Genomic DNA, 15013 nt, shown 5'->3' on the forward strand with positions numbered 1-15013 from the left:
AGCGCAGAAAGCGCGCTACTGCCGCTTCGCTCCCTAGTAGCCGAGCCAGATCACATGCCGCGCCCCTTTCCCCGGCTTATGCGCCCGCACCTGATGCTCGGTGACGCTGAAGCCGACCCGCTTGAGACGCTCGCTGAAACCGGCGTCGCGCCCCGCCGACCACACCGCCAGCACGCCATCCTGGCGCAACGCGCGCTGGGCACTCTCCAGCCCGCGCGGCGAGTAGACCCGGTCGTTGTCCTTGCGGGTCATGCCTTCGGGGCCGTTGTCGATATCCAGCATGATGGCATCGAAGCCGCCGGGAGAATCGCGCATCAGGGCCGCCACGTCGCCGACATGGACACGGGTACGCGGGTCGTCCAGCGGTCGCCCGGCCGCCTGGCCCAGCGGGCCTCGGTTCCACTCCACCACCTCCGGCACCAGCTCGGCGACCACCACCTCGGCGTCACGCCCCAGTGCAGCCAGGGCCGCGGCGAGGGTAAAGCCCATGCCCAGGCCCCCGACCAAGACCCGCGCGTCTGACCGGGCCGCGAGCCCCTCACAGGCCAGTTCGGCCAGTGCATCCTCGGAGCCGTGCAGGCGGCTATTCATCAGGTCACCGGGCTGGCCGACGATACGGATCGAGAACTCGTCATTGCGCTGCAGCAGCCGGAGTTCAGTGCCCTGACCGGGAATGGCAGCCCGGCCGATTTCTGCAAATTTTGCCATGCGATCTCGTTATGTAGGGGGTGGACGCAGCGCGCCCGGTCAGCCGAATACCACCTTGGCAACGTCGCGGTAGTGGCCGGCAAAATGCACGGTCACCCCGCTCTTGAGATAGTCGGGCAGCTCCTCGAAGTCGCGGCGGTTGGCCTCGGGCAGGATCACCTCGAAGATGTCGCTGCGCCTCGCCGCAATCACCTTCTCGCGGATCCCCCCCACCGGCAGCACCTGGCCGGTGAGAGTCAGCTCGCCGGTCATCGCCAGCTGGCGATCGATGGCCTGATGACGCGCCAGCGACAGCAGCGCAGTGGTGATGCTGATTCCCGCCGAAGGGCCATCCTTGGGCGTGGCGCCCTCAGGCACATGCACATGAATGAAGGCGTCATTGAAGAAGTCGCCGTCGGCGCCATATTCGGCTAGGTGCCCCTGCACATAGCTGTAGGCGATATTGGCCGACTCCTTCATCACGTCGCCGAGCTGACCGGTGAGCTTGAAGCCACGATCCAGGGCGTGCACCTTGCCGGCCTCGATGGGCAGGGTGGCGCCGCCCATCGATGTCCAGGCCAGGCCGGTAACCACGCCCTCGCCCCTGAGCACCTGCTCCTTGCGGAACAGCGGTGCGCCGAGGAACTCCTCGAGGTTGTTGACCGAGACCTTGACCGACTGCTGCCCATTCTCGAGCAGCTTGACCGCAGCCTTGCGCACGATGCGATGCAGCTGCTTCTCCAACTGACGCACCCCCGCCTCGCGGGCATAGCCCTCGATCACTTGCTTGAGCGCCGCCTCGGTGAGGTTGATGCACTTCTTGGCAATCTTGTCGCGCTTGAGAAGCTTGGGCCACAGGTGATGCTTGGCGATGGCCAGCTTCTCCTCGGCGATATAGCCGGAGAGGCGAATCTGCTCCATGCGGTCAAGCAGCGCCGGCGGGATCGCATCCAGGGTATTGGCGGTACATACGAACAGCACCTTGGAGAGATCCATGCGTACGTCGAGGTAGTGGTCGAGGAAGTCGACGTTCTGCTCCGGATCGAGTACCTCGAGCAGTGCCGAGGCAGGGTCGCCCTGGAAGGACTGGCCCATCTTGTCGATCTCGTCGAGCATGATCACCGGATTCTGGACCTCGACCTCCTTGAGGGCCTGAACCAGCTTGCCGGGCATGGCGCCGACGTAGGTGCGGCGGTGGCCCTTGATTTCGGCCTCGTCGCGCATGCCCCCCACCGAGAAGCGGTAGAATTCGCGGCCCAGCGCCTCGGCAATCGAACGACCTACAGATGTCTTGCCCACCCCGGGCGGCCCAACCAGCAGCAGAATCGACCCACCGACGTCGCCCTTGAAGGTGCCCTCGGCGAGAAACTCGACGATCCGCTCCTTAACATCGGCCAGGCCATCGTGGTCGCGATCGAGCACCTGGCGAGCATGGCTCAGATCGAGCTGGTCCTGGCTGGTGATACCCCACGGCAGCGACGTCAGCCAGTCGAGATAGTTGCGGGTGGTACCGTACTCGGGGGAGCCGGTCTCGAGCACCGAGAGCTTGTCGAGCTCGTCGTCGATACGTGACTGCACCCGCTCGGGGACGTGCAGATCGACCAGGCGCTTGCGAAAGGTGTCGACGTCATTCTCGCGGTCATCCTTGGAGATGCCCAGCTCGCGCTGGATGACCTTGAGCTGCTCACGCAGGAAGAACTCGCGCTGGCGCTCCTGCATCTGGGCGTTGACCTGCTCGCTGATCTCGCTCTGCAGCTGAGCGACCTCGATCTCCTTATGCAGCAGCGGCAGCACCTTCTGCATCCGCGCCATCACCGGCAGCGTCTCGAGGATCTCCTGCAACTCCGGCCCCTTGGCCGAGGTGATGGCCGCGGCGAAATCCGACAGCGGGCCCGGCTCGTGGGGACTGAAACGGTTGAGGTAGTGCTTGAGCTCCTCGCCGTAGAGCGGATTGATCGGCAGCAACTCCTTGATGCCGTTGATCAGCGCCATGGCATAGGCCCGCGCTTCATCCTCCTCGGCGTCGATCGGTTCCTTGGGGTAGCTGACCTCGACCAGGTAGGGTGGCGTCTTCGACAGCCAGCGCTGGATCTTGAAGCGGCGCATGCCCTGGGCAATGAACTGGATCTGCTCGTCCTCGCCCTGGACCTTGTGCATGCGCACCGCAGTGCCGATCTCGGGAAAGTTCTCATGCCCCAGCTCGTCGACGCCGGCGTCGCCGACAAAGGCCAGACCCACGGAGTGGTGGGGGGTATTGCCCACACGCTTGATGGTCTCTTCCCAGCGCGGCCGGTGAATGACCAGCGGCTGGACCTGTGCGGGGAAAAACGGCCGATTATGAATCGGCAGCAGATAGAGTCGCTCGGGCAGCGTATCGCGGGCCGGCACCACGGCCCCGTGATGCGGCGCCTCGTCGCCCGACTCAGGGGTCGCGTGGGAGGCGGTGTCGAAGATAACGTCGTGTAGATCGTCGCGTTCGCTCATCGTGCATCCTGTTGGCAGCCAAGGGCAATTACCCTGTTGCCAACAGGGATGCGGGCGAGGCGGGTAAACTTCAAGCGCGACCCGACGCCGCAGCGGCGCCGAGAGGCCCGATCTGCCGCCGCCGGAAGACTACCAGAGCGGCGGCAGCGGCTCACCGTTGATCGACAGCTCGCCAGCCTCGACGCGAATCTCGAGATCCTGGGTATCCAGCGGCAGTCCCAGCTGCAGCGCCACGAAGCGCGGCAGGTCACGCCATACGAAGTGGCCGTCGAGCCGCGCCAGCCAGGGATTGGCGTCGGCAGCCACCTCGAGATCGGCCAGCGACAAGCTGTCGATATCGTCACCATCGAAGACCAGGTCACCTTCGACATGGGCATCGACGCCGAACATCGGGCTCTCGACGCGCAGCGGCTCGATGGTCAATCGCGGCGAATCGACCAGCGTCGCCAGCACGTAGGGTTCGAGGCTCATGGCCAGCGCCTCGGCTTCTGTGGCATCAAGGGGCGCCTGGCTATCGCGAGCGGCCAGTGCCGTCTGCAGCTCTCGGCTGAGGGTGCGCACCGCATCGGCGTTGAGGCGCGACACACCCAGTGCCAGCTCGCCGGACAGCGCCGGTTGTTCGGCCAGGGTCATCTCACCCAGCGACAGCCGGCCCGCCAGGGTCAGCTCGTCGCTACCCAGGCGCACCTCGCCACGGTAACCCAGCGCCTGCAGCGCGATCTCGGGCCCGTTGGCCTGGGTCAAGCGCAGATAGGCGAGCTGCAGCTCATCGCGCTGCAGGAAGTCGTCATCGCCATAGCGGTACTGGCTGTCGAGCTGCAGCGGGCCAACCTCGAGCCGCTCACCGTCAACGCTTAGGCTCCATGGCGCCACGCTGCCGGTCAGCGCCAGATCACCGTGTTCGCCGCTGACACGCAGGGCCAGGCCCGCGAAGTCAACGTCGCCCCGCTCGTCGGAAAACTCGAAAGGCGCCATGTCCAGGCGCCCCTCGAAGGTCTGCGACAGGGTCTGATACTCGCCGTGCCAGCGCGGCGGGCTGGCCGGTAGACGTTCGCCGAACAGAGTGTCCTCGTCGCCGTCGAGCTGCAGCTGCAGTTCCCCCTCGATGCGCGTGGCCAGCAGGCCGTGATGGGCGATATAGGGCAGCGACAGCTGCCAGTCGTCGAGCAGCGCGGTGAGCTGAACCTCGCCCCGCGACACGAACCAGCCACGTTCGAGTTCGTCGCGCTGCACGTGCAGGTCGCCACGCGCGTCGAGATCATCGAGCGCGCGCGACAGCTCACGTTCGAAAATGGCACTGGAATAGGCCTGGGCGACCAGATAACCGGCCCCCAGCAGAACCACTACGCTAACCAGCAGGCGTCCCTTGCGCATGATACTCCTCGATATTCAGGGCGTTCAGGCCGGCAGCTTCAGTGCAGCCACAGCCACAGATGAATAGTACTCCAAGCATAGATGCCGGCCAGCACATCATCGATCATGATCCCGAAACCGCCTGCCACACGGCGGTCGGCCCAGCGAATCGGCCAGGGTTTGAAGACGTCGAAGACACGGAACACGATAAAGCCCCACAGCGCCGCTTCCCAGGAGAACGGCACCGCCGCCATGGTGATCCAGTAGCCGACGAATTCGTCCCAGACGATGCCGGAGTGGTCATGGACACCGAGATCCCGTGAGGTCACTTCACACAGCCATACGCCGATGATGAAGGTGGCGAGGATGATCAGCATGTACCAGGAGAGCGGCAGTTCCGACATCAGCCAATAGAAGGGAATCGCCGCCAGTGTCCCGAAGGTGCCTGGCGCCCAGGGCACGGTGCCACTGCCGAGACCGAAGGCCAGAAAGTGGGTAGGGCGTCGCCAGACGCTGGCGGGGGCGCGGTTCATGGCTTACCTCCCGAGAAGTGCTGCCAGCCATCGACCGCGGCCACACCGCGAATCCCCGGCGTCGCACTGCAGGTGCCGATAGCGGTCAGGGCCACGCCGATCTCGGCGAGTCGCCGATGGGCCTCGTCCAGCGCTGCCCGGGGCAGGCTAACCAGCAGCTCGTAGTCATCGCCACCGGCCAGCGCTGCCTGCCGAGCCCCCTCTTCGCCCAGCGCCGCGACCAAGCCGTCGGCCAGCGGCAGCGCCGCGGCATCGAGGTCGGCGCCAACCCCCGAGGCCTCACACAGATGGCCGAGATCGGGCAACAAACCGTCGGAAAGATCGATCGCGGCACTGGCCAGATCGCGCAGCGCAAGCCCGGCCGCGAGCCGCGGCTGGGGTAGCAGATAGCTCGCCAGCAAGGGCTGCGCCAGGTCGCGCTCGCCCGTCTGCCAGGCCTTGAGCCCGGCGTGCGCCGCGCCGAGTGTGCCGGTCACCGCCAGCACTTCGCCGGGGCGCGCCGCATGCCGGGTAAGCGCCGCCCCGAGCGGCACCTCACCATGCACGGTCACGCTGATGGCCAGGCTGCCACGGGTCACGTCGCCGCCCACCAGGGTCACATCGCTCTCGGCACACAGGGCATGGAATCCCGCTGCAAACTCGCCGAGCCAGGCATCGTCGACCTCGGGCAGGGTCAGCGCCATCAGGCACCAGCGCGGCGTCGCCCCCATCGCGGCAAGGTCACTCAAGGCCACCGCCAGAGCGCGATGGCCGATGGCCGCCGGCGGCGCGTTGGCGGGGAAATGCACCTCGGCCACTGAGGTATCGACACTGACCGCCAACTGGCAGCCAGGACTCGGGGTCAGTAACGCGCAGTCATCGCCCACGCCCAGCGCCACGCCGTGGGCCTCGGCCCGGGGCGAGCGCGCGAAATGACGGGCAATGAGCTCGAATTCGCTAAGCATCTGGGTGAGCAAATCAGCGACGCGCGCTGACCTCGGCGTAGCGAAGCCGCGCGGCGAGCTTGTCGAGAATGCCGTTGACGTACTTGTGGCCATCGGTGGCGCCGAACGACTTGGCCAGCTCGACCCCCTCGTTGATCACCGCGCGGTAGGGTACCTCGAGGCGGCGGGAGAGTTCGTAGGCCCCCAGGCGCAGGATCGCCAGCTCGATGGGATCAAGCTCCTGGAGACGGCGGTCTAGCAGCGGCGTAATGGCCGCGTCGAGATCGTCACGGAAACGTACCACGTTATGCAGCAGTTCATGGAACAGTGCCAGATCGGCGATTTCCATGACCTTGGCCCAGTTCTCGTGATCCTCGAGGTCGTCATCGGCAACCTGACCGCGAAACTCGGCTTCCACGGCGGTGATCGACTTGCCGGTCATCTGCCACTGATAGAGCCCCTGCACGGCCAGCTCACGGGCCGCATGGCGGGCCTGCTGCGCCGCCGAGGGAGCGCGACGCGACTCCTTCATGCATCACCTCCGAAGTGCTTGAGCAGCGAGACCATCTCCATCGCCGCCATGGCCGCCTCGGCGCCCTTGTTGCCAGCCTTGGTACCGGCGCGCTCGATGGCCTGCTCGATGGTGTTGACGGTCAGCACGCCATTGGCCACCGGGGTATCGAACTCCAGTTGCAGGTTACCCAGCGCCGCGTTGCAGCCGCCGGCCACATACTCGAAATGCGGCGTGCCACCACGGATTACCGCGCCCAGCGCGATCACCGCATCCGGTTTGATGACCTTGAGCGCACGCTTGACCGCCAGCGGCAGCTCCCAGGCGCCCGGCACATGGACGATATCGATATGCTCGGCGTCCACACCGTGACGTACCAGGCTGTCGACGGCGCCCTCGACCAGGCTGTCCACCACGTGGTGGTTGAAGCGTCCGACCACGATCACGTAGCGGCCATCGACGTCGGTGAAGTTGCCTTCGACTTGGGAGATCGGTTGCATGCTCTGATTCCTGCTATAAACGATACTGCTGAAATTGAAACCTGCCAGCGTTTGAGACAGTGACTAGGGGTCCAGCCGTTCGACCACTTCAAGATCAAAACCCGACAGCGCCGAGAACTTCCACGGCGAGCTGAGCAGGCGCATCTTGCCAACGCCAAGATGACGCAGGATCTGCGAACCGGTACCGATGGTCAGGTAGTTACCCGCGCCGTCGGACTCGCTGCCACGCGGCTGGCGGCGGCGCTCGAGAAACACCTCAAGATAGTCGAGAAAATCCTGGCGCGGGCGGCCATCGTTAAGCAGCACGAAGACCCCGGCCTCGGCGCGAGCCACTTCGGCGATGGCGCCGCTGGCGCTCCAGCTCGGCGTGTCGCCCTTCTGCAGGCACAGCAGGTCACGCATCACGTCCGCCAGGTGCACGCGAACGGTAGTGGGTATCTCCGGCGACGGACGCCCCTTGACCAACGCCAGGTGGTGGACACCCTGGATGCCGTCGCGGAACACGTGCAGATCGAACTCGCCGACGCTGGTCTGGACCTGGGTCGACTCGACGTGGTCGATGGTCTGTTCGTTGTGAATACGGTAGTGGATGAGGTCGGCGATGGTACCGATCTTGAGGTCGTGCTCGGCGGCGAAGCGCTCGAGTTCGGGGCGCCGCGCCATGCTGCCGTCGTCGTTCATGACTTCGCAGATCACGCCGCTGGGGTCGAGTCCCGCCATCGCCGCCAGGTCGCAGGCCGCCTCGGTGTGGCCGGCGCGGCGCAGCACGCCGCCAGGCTCGGCCATCAGCGGGAAGATATGGCCCGGTTGGACGATATCCTCGGCCTTGGCATCGCGGGCCACCGCGGCCTGAACGGTGCGCGCGCGGTCGGCGGCGGAGATACCCGTGGAGACGCCCTCGGCGGCTTCGATGGAGAGCGTGAACTTGGTGCCGAAGCCGGAGCCGTTGTCGCTGACCATCAGCGGCAACTTGAGCCGCTGGCAGCGCTCACGGGTCATCGGCAGGCAGATCAGGCCGCGCGCATGACGAGCCATGAAGTTGATGTGCTCGGCCTGGACCTTTTCGGCGGCCATGATCACATCGCCCTCATTCTCGCGATCCTCGTCGTCCATCAGGATCACCATCTTGCCCTGACGGATATCCTCGATCAGCTCAGCAATCGACGCCATGCCAGTCGCCCGGTCGGCGCTGGAATCCTGTGAAGCCTTAGCCATGCAAACTCCAAATCGCTATGCCCATGGGCGCCGCACTGCTGCGGCGGATGAACGCTCGGACAGCAACGCCCATTTTGAATCGGCGCTCAGGGTACCTTGGCGCGGCGTCGGGCGCCAGTAGATAGCACCTCGGGCGCTAGTGGAGAGCAGCGCCCAGGGCCTCTGAGCGAGGACGCCGGGGGCAAGCCGAAGAGGAGGTTTGCCACCCAATCAGTTCCGAGCGGTGTTTGTCAGGCCACGACGTTGTGGGCGGGCGGTAATCCGCCAGTCGCGGCCCACCGCGCGGATATCGAGAATATCCAGCGCCCGCTGCTGGGCCATGGTCTCGAGCCCCGGCAGGCTGAACAGCGGCCGCGCCTCGCCGCCCAGCAGGGTCGGCGCCATAAACAGCTGGATCTCGTCGACCAGCTCGGCATCGAGCATCGCACCGGCCAGGGTAGCACCGGTCTCCACCAGCACCTCATTGGCCTGCTCCTGATCGGCCAGATAGTGCAGCAGCGCTTCCAGATCGACGCGCCCCTCGATGCCCGAGGCCAACACCAGCACCTCGGCCCCCGCCGCCTCGAGTCGCGCGCGGCGCTCGGCGTCGTGGCTGCAGGTGGCGACCAGAGTGCGGCCCGGCTCACGCAGACAGGCCGCCGCCTGGGGCAGACGCAGCCGCGAGTCGACGATGACCCGCAGCGGCTGACGCGCGGCGATCGCGTCGGCATCGTCGAGGTCGAGCTGCGAGGCGCGCACGGTGAGGCGCGAATTATCGAAGATGATCGACTCGACGCCGCTGATCACCGCGCTGGAGCGCGCCCGCAGCCGCTGCACCTCGGTTCGCGCCCGCGGTCCCGTGATCCACTGCGACTCGCCAGAGCGCATCGCCGTGCGCCCGTCGAGGCTGGTCGCCATCTTCAGCCGCACGAAGGGGCGGTGACGGGTCATGCGCAGGATAAAGCCGGGGTTGAGCGCCCGCGCCTGCTCCTCCATCAGCCCACACTCGACCTCGACCCCGGCCTCGCGCAGGATCGCCAGGCCGCGGCCGGCCACCTGGGGGTTGGGGTCCTGCATGGCGGCCACCACGCGCGTGACTCCGGCGGCTGCCAGCGCCTCGGCACAGGGACCGGTACGACCGTGATGGGAGCAGGGCTCCAGGGTCACATAGGCCGTGGCGCCTCGCGCATCATCGCCGGCGGCACGCAGTGCATGTACTTCGGCATGCGGCTCACCGGCTCGGGCGTGAAAGCCCTCCCCCACGATGCGGCGCTGCTTGACCAGCACGCAGCCCACGCGGGGATTGGGATCAGTGGTGTAAAGGCCGCGCCGCGCCAGGGTCAGGGCGCGGGCCATCCAGGTCTCGGCAGTCGCTTTGGGCATGCGTCATCCGTGTACAGATCAAGTATCATCGTTTGGCGAGAACGAGGGCTCCTGAGCCAGGCGATCGATCTCGGCGCGAAACTCATCGAGGTCCTGAAAGCGGCGATACACCGAGGCGAAGCGGATGTAAGCCACCTGATCGAGGCGCTTGAGCGCCTGCATTACCTCTTCTCCGACGTCCAGCGCTGCCACCTCACGCTCGCCGCGGGCGCGCAGACGCTGACGGATACGCTCCACCGCGGCCTCGATCGACTCGGCGCTGACCGGGCGCTTCTCCAGCGCCCGCAGCATACCGGCGCGCAGCTTGCGCTCATCGAAGGTCTCGCGGGAACCATCGGCCTTGATCACCCGCGGCATCACCAGCTCGGCGGTTTCATAGGTGGTGAAACGCTCGCCGCATGCGGCGCACTGGCGACGACGGCGCACCTGATCGCCTTCGGCGACCAACCGCGAGTCGGTGACCTTAGTGTCGTGCGTTCCGCAGAAGGGACAGTGCATGGGATCGGTTCCGGCGTCGGAATGGTTGCCGTAGTGTAAGCGCTTGGCACGCCTTCTGCATTAAGCTGAAGAGAGACGCCCCTTCAAGGAGAGATGCCATGAGCTCGCCGACGCCCCTCACTGCGCTCGAGCCCCTCGATCCCGCGGCCTTCACCGCACTGGCCAGCGCTCGCCTTGGCGAGGTCTACGGCCCCCGCGCCAGCGAGGTGCTGCGACGCCTGACCACCCTGCTGGCGCACCATCGTGAGGCATTGCGCGAGCGCCCCGGCGCCGGCCGGCCCCTCTGGAGTGAACGCGACCAGTGGCTGATCACCTACGGCGACACCCTGCTCGACGGCGATCGCCCGCCGCTGGCGGTGCTCGACGAGTTCCTCGAACAGCGGCTCGGCGATACCTTCAGCGGCGTGCATGTGCTGCCGTTCTTCCCCTGGAGCAGTGACGACGGCTTCTCGGTGATCCACTATCGCGAGGTCAATCCGGCGCTAGGCGACTGGTCGCACATTCGACGTCTGGCGGGCCACCGCGATCTGATGGTCGACCTGGTGATCAACCATGTCTCCCGCGAATCACTATGGTTCGTCGACTACCTGGCCGGCAGCCAGCCGGGCCGCGACTACTTTATCGAAATGGATCCCGATACCGACCTCTCCCAGGTGGTGCGGCCGCGTAACTCGCCGCTGCTGGTGCCGGTGGCCACCCGTCGCGGCACCCGCTATCTATGGGCGACCTTCTCAGAGGACCAGATCGATCTCAATTTCGCCAACCCCGATGTGCTGCTGGAGTTTATCGGCATCCTGCTGTTCTACGTCGAACAGGGCGCGCGGATCATCCGCCTCGACGCCATCGCCTTCCTGTGGAAAGAGGTCGGCACGCCGTGTATCCACCTGCCCCAGACCCACGCCATCGTGCGCCTGCTGCGCGGCATACTCGATCATGTGGCGCCAGGCACCCTGTTGGTCACCGAAACCAACGTGCCGCACCGCGAGAACCTCAGCTACTTTGGCCTCGAGCGGCTCGAAGATGGCGGATTGGAACGCGGCGAGACACCTGACGAGGCGCATCTGGTCTACCAGTTCACCCTGCCACCGCTGCTGGTCCACACCCTGACCAGCGGTGATGCCAGCACCCTGGCCAACTGGTTGCGCAGTCTTCCCACGCTGCCCGCCGGCTGCAGCTACCTCAACTTCACCGCCAGTCACGACGGCATCGGCGTACGCGCCCTGGAGGGGCTGCTGCCGCCCCACGAGGTGGAGGCGCTGCTGGAGCTGATGCACCGCTTCGGCGGCTTCGTCAGCATGAAGGCCAATGCCGACGGCAAGGACTCGCCCTACGAGATCAATATCACCTATTTCGAGGCGCTCAAGGGCACCCGTCGCGGCCCCGACCCCTGGCAGATCGAGCGTTTCCTGTGCAGCCAGCACCTGATGCTGGCGCTACAGGGAATCCCTGCCCTGTACCTGCACTCGCTGACCGCGACCCTCAACGACCATGAGGGCATCGAGCGTAGCGGCCAGCTGCGCTCGATCAATCGCCGTCAGTGGGACATGGGGGTGCTCAATGAGCTGCTCGACAGCCGCAATACGCCAACCCGGGAGGCTTTCCTGGCGCTCAAGCGGCGCCTCGACATTCGCCGCGGCGAGCCCTGCTTTCACCCCGACGCGGCCCAGGAAGTGATCGATACGCCGACCAGCCTGCTGGCCATCCAGCGCGGCCCGCTGGCCGACGGCCGGCGGCTGCTGGCGATCTACAACGTCACCGACAAGCGCCAGCCGCTGGCGCTTCCAGCCCTCGACGAGCACGATTGGCACGATCTGCTCGAGGATGCCGCCTGCCCCACTCCGCCCAACGAGCTTGGCCCTTATCGCAGCCTGTGGCTGGTCAGTCGCTGAGCCCCAGGCGTGAGGCGTTGGCGGTGACCGAGAGCGAGCTCGCCGCCATCGCCAGCACCGCCACCAGCGGCGGAATCGGCATCCACACCACCAGCCCCAACGCCACCAGGTTGTAGCCCGCCGAGAGCAGCAAATTCTGGCGCATGATGCGCCGCGCCTGGCGCGCCGTGCGCCAGGCATCCACCACCCCCGCCACCCCCGGCTCGAGCAGCTGCACCGCCGCACCGTCACGGGCCGGCTGGCTGGCACCCAGCGGGGCAATCCCTACGTCGGCCGTGGCCAACGCCAGCACATCGTTGACGCCATCACCGACGAACAGCGATGGCCGTGGCAGGCGATCCACCAGCCGCGCCTTGGCCTCCGGGGCCTGGCCGGCGAAGCATTCACGGCGGGCAAAGCCGGCCGCCTCTCCCACCGACGCAACCTCTGCGGCGTGATCACCGCTGATCAGCGCCAGCGTCATGCCGGCACGGCGCAGCTCAGCCAGGGGCGCCAGCGCCCCGGCATCGGGGCAGTCGCGCAGGGTCAGCTCGCCGAGCCACTCGCCGTCGCGGGCCACTGCCACCCGGCTGCCAGCCCGCTGTTCATCGCCGCTATCCGCCGCTGGAGGAGAGCCCAGCTCGGCGGCCAGCCAGGCCGGCTCGCCGACCCACAGCCGGGTGCCATCTTCCAGCACTATCCGCCGCCCACCGCCTGCCACCTCGACACTCTGGCAAGGCGCCTCGCCCACGGCCAGACCACGCCGATGCGCGGCCTGGCGCAGCGCCACCCCCAATGGATGCTCGCTGCCCCACTCCGCCTGGGCGGCCAGCGTCAACAGGGTCTCCTCGGTGACCCCAGGCGCTGGCCGGCACTCGGCCAGCTCGGCCTCGCCTCGGGTCAGGGTGCCGGTCTTGTCGAAGGCGGCGCTGCGCACCTGGCCCAGCGACTCGAAGGCCGCCAGGTCGCGAAACACCACGCCGCGGCGCAGCGCCTGACTGCCGGCGGCGAGATTGGCCAGCGGGATCGCCAGCCCCACCGCGCAGGGGCAGGCCACTACCAGCACCGATAGCGCCCGCACCACGGCCTCTTCTACCACTACGCCGCCGAGCAGCAGCGCCACCAGCGTCGCCAGCGCCAGCACCACGGCCAGCGGACTGAGCCAGGCGGCGAAGCGGTCGGCCAGGCGCTGAAGCTCGCCCTTGCGCGCATGCAGTTCGAGCATCTGGCGGTGCAATCGGTCCAGGTAGCCCTCGCCGGCTCGCGCCGTGACCACCAGGGTGATCACCTCGCCCAGGTTGCGGCTGCCCGCCTGCAGCGCCGCGCCACGGTGGCGGCTTACCGGGCGTGCCTCGCCGTTGAGCGGCGACAGATCGAGCCAGACCTGGTCGCTCTCCAGTGCACCGTCCAGCGGTAACAGGCCACCGGCGTCGATGCGGATACGCTCCCCGGGAGCCACCTCGTTCAGCGCCCGCGACCGCGGCGTCTCGCCGTCCAGCACCGTGACCTCGCTGATCCGCGGGTAGAGCCGCGACAGCGCCCGCAGGCCGCGGTAGCGACAGAAGGTCTCGACCAGGCGCCCCACCAGCAGCAGCAGAATCAGCATCACCGCGGTATCGAAATAGACCTCCGCCGAGCCGCGCCACAGCAGCCATACCGAGACCAGTACTGCCCCCAGCACCCCCAGACTGATCAGCGCATCCATGCCTGGGCGGCCGGCGCGCAGGGTACGCCACCCCGCGCGATAGAAGGGCCAGCCGGCATAGCTCACCACCGGCACCGCGAAGGCGCCGGAGACCAGCGCCAGCACGAATTCAAGGCGCGGCCCGGGGAGCGCACCGGCATAGATCAGCAGCGAGGCGAGCATGGTCCACATGCCGAAGCTGGCGCCCACCGCCAGGCGCAGCGTCAGACGCCGGCTCTCGGCCTCGAGGCGACTCTCGGCGTCCTGGGCCGCCTCGAGGGGCACCAGCCGATAGCCCAGGCGGCGCACCCGCGGCGCCAATCGCTCCAGGGCAATCGCCTCGGCGTCGCCACTGAGGTGCACGGTGGCGGTGGCGTAGTTGACGCTGGCACGCAGCACGCCGGCATGGCGTGCCAGTACGCTCTCCACCGCCTGGGCACAGCTGGTACACCACATGCCGTGCAGCGAGTAGAGCGCCGTGTCACCGTTGCGTGCCGAATGGGAGGAGTCAGGCATGGCCGTCCTTGGCGAATCGATCCGAGATATGCGTCAGCGTACCGCGTCTAAGACGCTGGGCAGAATGCCCCGGGCGTGGCAGTCTGAGCGCAGAGACCCACGAGGATGCCTCATGCCCCCGCTTCACGCACGCCTGTCTGCCGTTCTACTCGCCCTGCTGCCCGCCAGCGTCCTGGCCAACGACTGGCCGGCACCGATCGCTGCCCTCGAGGCCCAGGGCATGACCATCCACGGGGAGTTCGAGGCCCTGGGGGGCATGACCGGCTACGCCGGCAGCTATCAGGGTCATGAGCTGGCCGCCTACCTGCTGCCCGACGGCGAGCATGTGATTGTCGGCACCCTGCAGGACGCCGACGGCAACGACCTGAGCCGGCCGATGCTCGACGAGGTGATTCGTGGCGAGGAGGATGGCGAAAGCCTGGCGATGCTCGAACAGAGCGCCTGGATCGCCGAAGGCGATGCCGCGGCCGAGCGTATGGTCTATGTGTTTACCGACCCCTACTGCCCCTACTGCCAGCGCCTGTTTGACAAGGCGCGTCCCTGGGTCGAAGCCGGCGAGGTGCAGCTGCGCCACGTGATGGTCGGGCTGATGGATCGCGACAGTCCGCGCACGGCCATTTCACTGCTGGCCGCCGACGACCCCAGCGCGGCACTGCTCGCCCATCATCGCGGCGAGGAGACGCCGCGACTCGAGACCCTGCCCCGCGATCTGGAGGAGGCGCTGTTCGACAATCACCAGCTGATGGAGAGCTTCGGCCTGATGGCCACCCCGAGCATGGTCTACCAGGGCGAGCGCGGCCTGCAGATGGCCCACGGCCTGCCGGAAGAGGACGAGCTGGCGGTAATTTTTGGCGCGCCGCGCCCCTGAGACGCGCAGCG

General features: G+C 67.1%; 13 protein-coding genes. 2 read left to right on the forward strand and 11 right to left on the reverse strand.

The features are described 5' to 3' along the window. Nucleotides 1–33 precede the first annotated feature (33 nt). From IEI94_RS19885 to nrdR, 10 genes are all read right to left on the reverse strand, one after another. The gene (locus IEI94_RS19885; RefSeq protein WP_191168950.1) at nucleotides 34–708 is read right to left on the reverse strand and encodes a hypothetical protein; all 675 of its coding nucleotides are present in this window, start codon (nucleotides 706–708) and stop codon (nucleotides 34–36) included. Between the two features lie 39 nt (nucleotides 709–747). Next, a complete protein-coding gene (gene lon, locus IEI94_RS19890; protein WP_191168951.1) occupies nucleotides 748–3171 on the reverse strand; it encodes an endopeptidase La in 2424 nt (807 codons plus the stop codon). A 129-nt stretch (nucleotides 3172–3300) separates the two neighbouring features. Further along, nucleotides 3301–4545 (reverse strand): DUF945 family protein, encoded by a 1245-nt coding sequence (locus tag IEI94_RS19895; RefSeq protein WP_191168952.1) that lies wholly within the window; start codon nucleotides 4543–4545, stop codon nucleotides 3301–3303. Nucleotides 4546–4583: 38 nt separating this feature from the next. Next, nucleotides 4584–5057, reverse strand: coding sequence for a phosphatidylglycerophosphatase A (locus IEI94_RS19900; protein WP_089657056.1), 474 nt, complete (start codon nucleotides 5055–5057; stop codon nucleotides 4584–4586). Continuing rightward, nucleotides 5054–6001: a thiamine-phosphate kinase gene (thiL, locus tag IEI94_RS19905; protein WP_191168953.1), complete on the reverse strand. Its 948-nt coding sequence runs from the start codon at nucleotides 5999–6001 to the stop codon at nucleotides 5054–5056. The genes IEI94_RS19900 and thiL overlap by 4 nt, the downstream gene beginning before the upstream one ends. 13 nt (nucleotides 6002–6014) lie before the next feature. Then, complete coding sequence (nusB, locus tag IEI94_RS19910) at nucleotides 6015–6512, reverse strand: transcription antitermination factor NusB (protein ID WP_191168954.1); 498 nt, start codon at nucleotides 6510–6512, stop codon at nucleotides 6015–6017. Then, nucleotides 6509–6991, reverse strand: coding sequence for a 6,7-dimethyl-8-ribityllumazine synthase (gene ribE / locus IEI94_RS19915; RefSeq protein WP_191168955.1), 483 nt, complete (start codon nucleotides 6989–6991; stop codon nucleotides 6509–6511). The genes nusB and ribE overlap by 4 nt, the downstream gene beginning before the upstream one ends. Nucleotides 6992–7054: 63 nt before the next feature. Continuing rightward, complete coding sequence (ribBA, locus tag IEI94_RS19920) at nucleotides 7055–8206, reverse strand: bifunctional 3,4-dihydroxy-2-butanone-4-phosphate synthase/GTP cyclohydrolase II (RefSeq protein ID WP_191168956.1); 1152 nt, start codon at nucleotides 8204–8206, stop codon at nucleotides 7055–7057. 210 nt (nucleotides 8207–8416) lie between these two features. Next, nucleotides 8417–9568 (reverse strand): bifunctional diaminohydroxyphosphoribosylaminopyrimidine deaminase/5-amino-6-(5-phosphoribosylamino)uracil reductase RibD, encoded by a 1152-nt coding sequence (ribD, locus tag IEI94_RS19925; RefSeq protein WP_191168957.1) that lies wholly within the window; start codon nucleotides 9566–9568, stop codon nucleotides 8417–8419. A gap of 18 nt (nucleotides 9569–9586) precedes the next feature. Continuing rightward, nucleotides 9587–10066 carry a transcriptional regulator NrdR gene (gene nrdR / locus IEI94_RS19930; protein ID WP_191168958.1) on the reverse strand — a complete coding sequence of 160 codons (480 nt, stop codon included), beginning with the start codon at nucleotides 10064–10066 and terminating at the stop codon, nucleotides 9587–9589. Nucleotides 10067–10164: 98 nt separating this feature from the next. On the opposite strand from nrdR, the gene IEI94_RS19935 reads away from it, so the two are divergent. After that, entirely contained in the window at nucleotides 10165–11955 is a 1791-nt protein-coding gene (locus IEI94_RS19935; protein WP_191168959.1) for a sugar phosphorylase, read from the forward strand. Here IEI94_RS19935 and IEI94_RS19940 read toward each other — a convergent pair. Continuing rightward, nucleotides 11945–14134 (reverse strand): heavy metal translocating P-type ATPase, encoded by a 2190-nt coding sequence (locus IEI94_RS19940; RefSeq protein ID WP_224750208.1) that lies wholly within the window; start codon nucleotides 14132–14134, stop codon nucleotides 11945–11947. The two genes, IEI94_RS19935 and IEI94_RS19940, sit on opposite strands and share 11 nt — an antisense overlap. A 112-nt stretch (nucleotides 14135–14246) precedes the next feature. On the opposite strand from IEI94_RS19940, the gene dsbG reads away from it, so the two are divergent. Beyond that, the gene (gene dsbG / locus IEI94_RS19945) at nucleotides 14247–15002 is read left to right on the forward strand and encodes a thiol:disulfide interchange protein DsbG (protein WP_191168960.1); all 756 of its coding nucleotides are present in this window, start codon (nucleotides 14247–14249) and stop codon (nucleotides 15000–15002) included. Nucleotides 15003–15013 lie beyond the last annotated feature (11 nt).

Source organism: Halomonas sp. ML-15 (assembly GCF_014779595.1).
Lineage (GTDB): Bacteria > Pseudomonadota > Gammaproteobacteria > Pseudomonadales > Halomonadaceae > Franzmannia.

Bases quoted from the DNA above. Each gene is read 5' to 3' on its own strand.
- ribD (WP_191168957.1), bottom strand. From the start codon at position 9,568: ATGCCCAAAGCGACTGCCGAGACCTGGATGGCCCGCGCCCTGACCCTG.
- IEI94_RS19900 (WP_089657056.1), bottom strand. From the start codon at position 5,057: ATGAACCGCGCCCCCGCCAGCGTCTGGCGACGCCCTACCCACTTTCTG.
- ribBA (WP_191168956.1), bottom strand. From the start codon at position 8,206: ATGGCTAAGGCTTCACAGGATTCCAGCGCCGACCGGGCGACTGGCATG.
- lon (WP_191168951.1), bottom strand. From the start codon at position 3,171: ATGAGCGAACGCGACGATCTACACGACGTTATCTTCGACACCGCCTCC.
- ribE (WP_191168955.1), bottom strand. From the start codon at position 6,991: ATGCAACCGATCTCCCAAGTCGAAGGCAACTTCACCGACGTCGATGGC.
- thiL (WP_191168953.1), bottom strand. From the start codon at position 6,001: ATGCTTAGCGAATTCGAGCTCATTGCCCGTCATTTCGCGCGCTCGCCC.
- IEI94_RS19935 (WP_191168959.1), top strand. From the start codon at position 10,165: ATGAGCTCGCCGACGCCCCTCACTGCGCTCGAGCCCCTCGATCCCGCG.
- dsbG (WP_191168960.1), top strand. From the start codon at position 14,247: ATGCCCCCGCTTCACGCACGCCTGTCTGCCGTTCTACTCGCCCTGCTG.
- IEI94_RS19895 (WP_191168952.1), bottom strand. From the start codon at position 4,545: ATGCGCAAGGGACGCCTGCTGGTTAGCGTAGTGGTTCTGCTGGGGGCC.
- nusB (WP_191168954.1), bottom strand. From the start codon at position 6,512: ATGAAGGAGTCGCGTCGCGCTCCCTCGGCGGCGCAGCAGGCCCGCCAT.
- nrdR (WP_191168958.1), bottom strand. From the start codon at position 10,066: ATGCACTGTCCCTTCTGCGGAACGCACGACACTAAGGTCACCGACTCG.
- IEI94_RS19885 (WP_191168950.1), bottom strand. From the start codon at position 708: ATGGCAAAATTTGCAGAAATCGGCCGGGCTGCCATTCCCGGTCAGGGC.
- IEI94_RS19940 (WP_224750208.1), bottom strand. From the start codon at position 14,134: ATGCCTGACTCCTCCCATTCGGCACGCAACGGTGACACGGCGCTCTAC.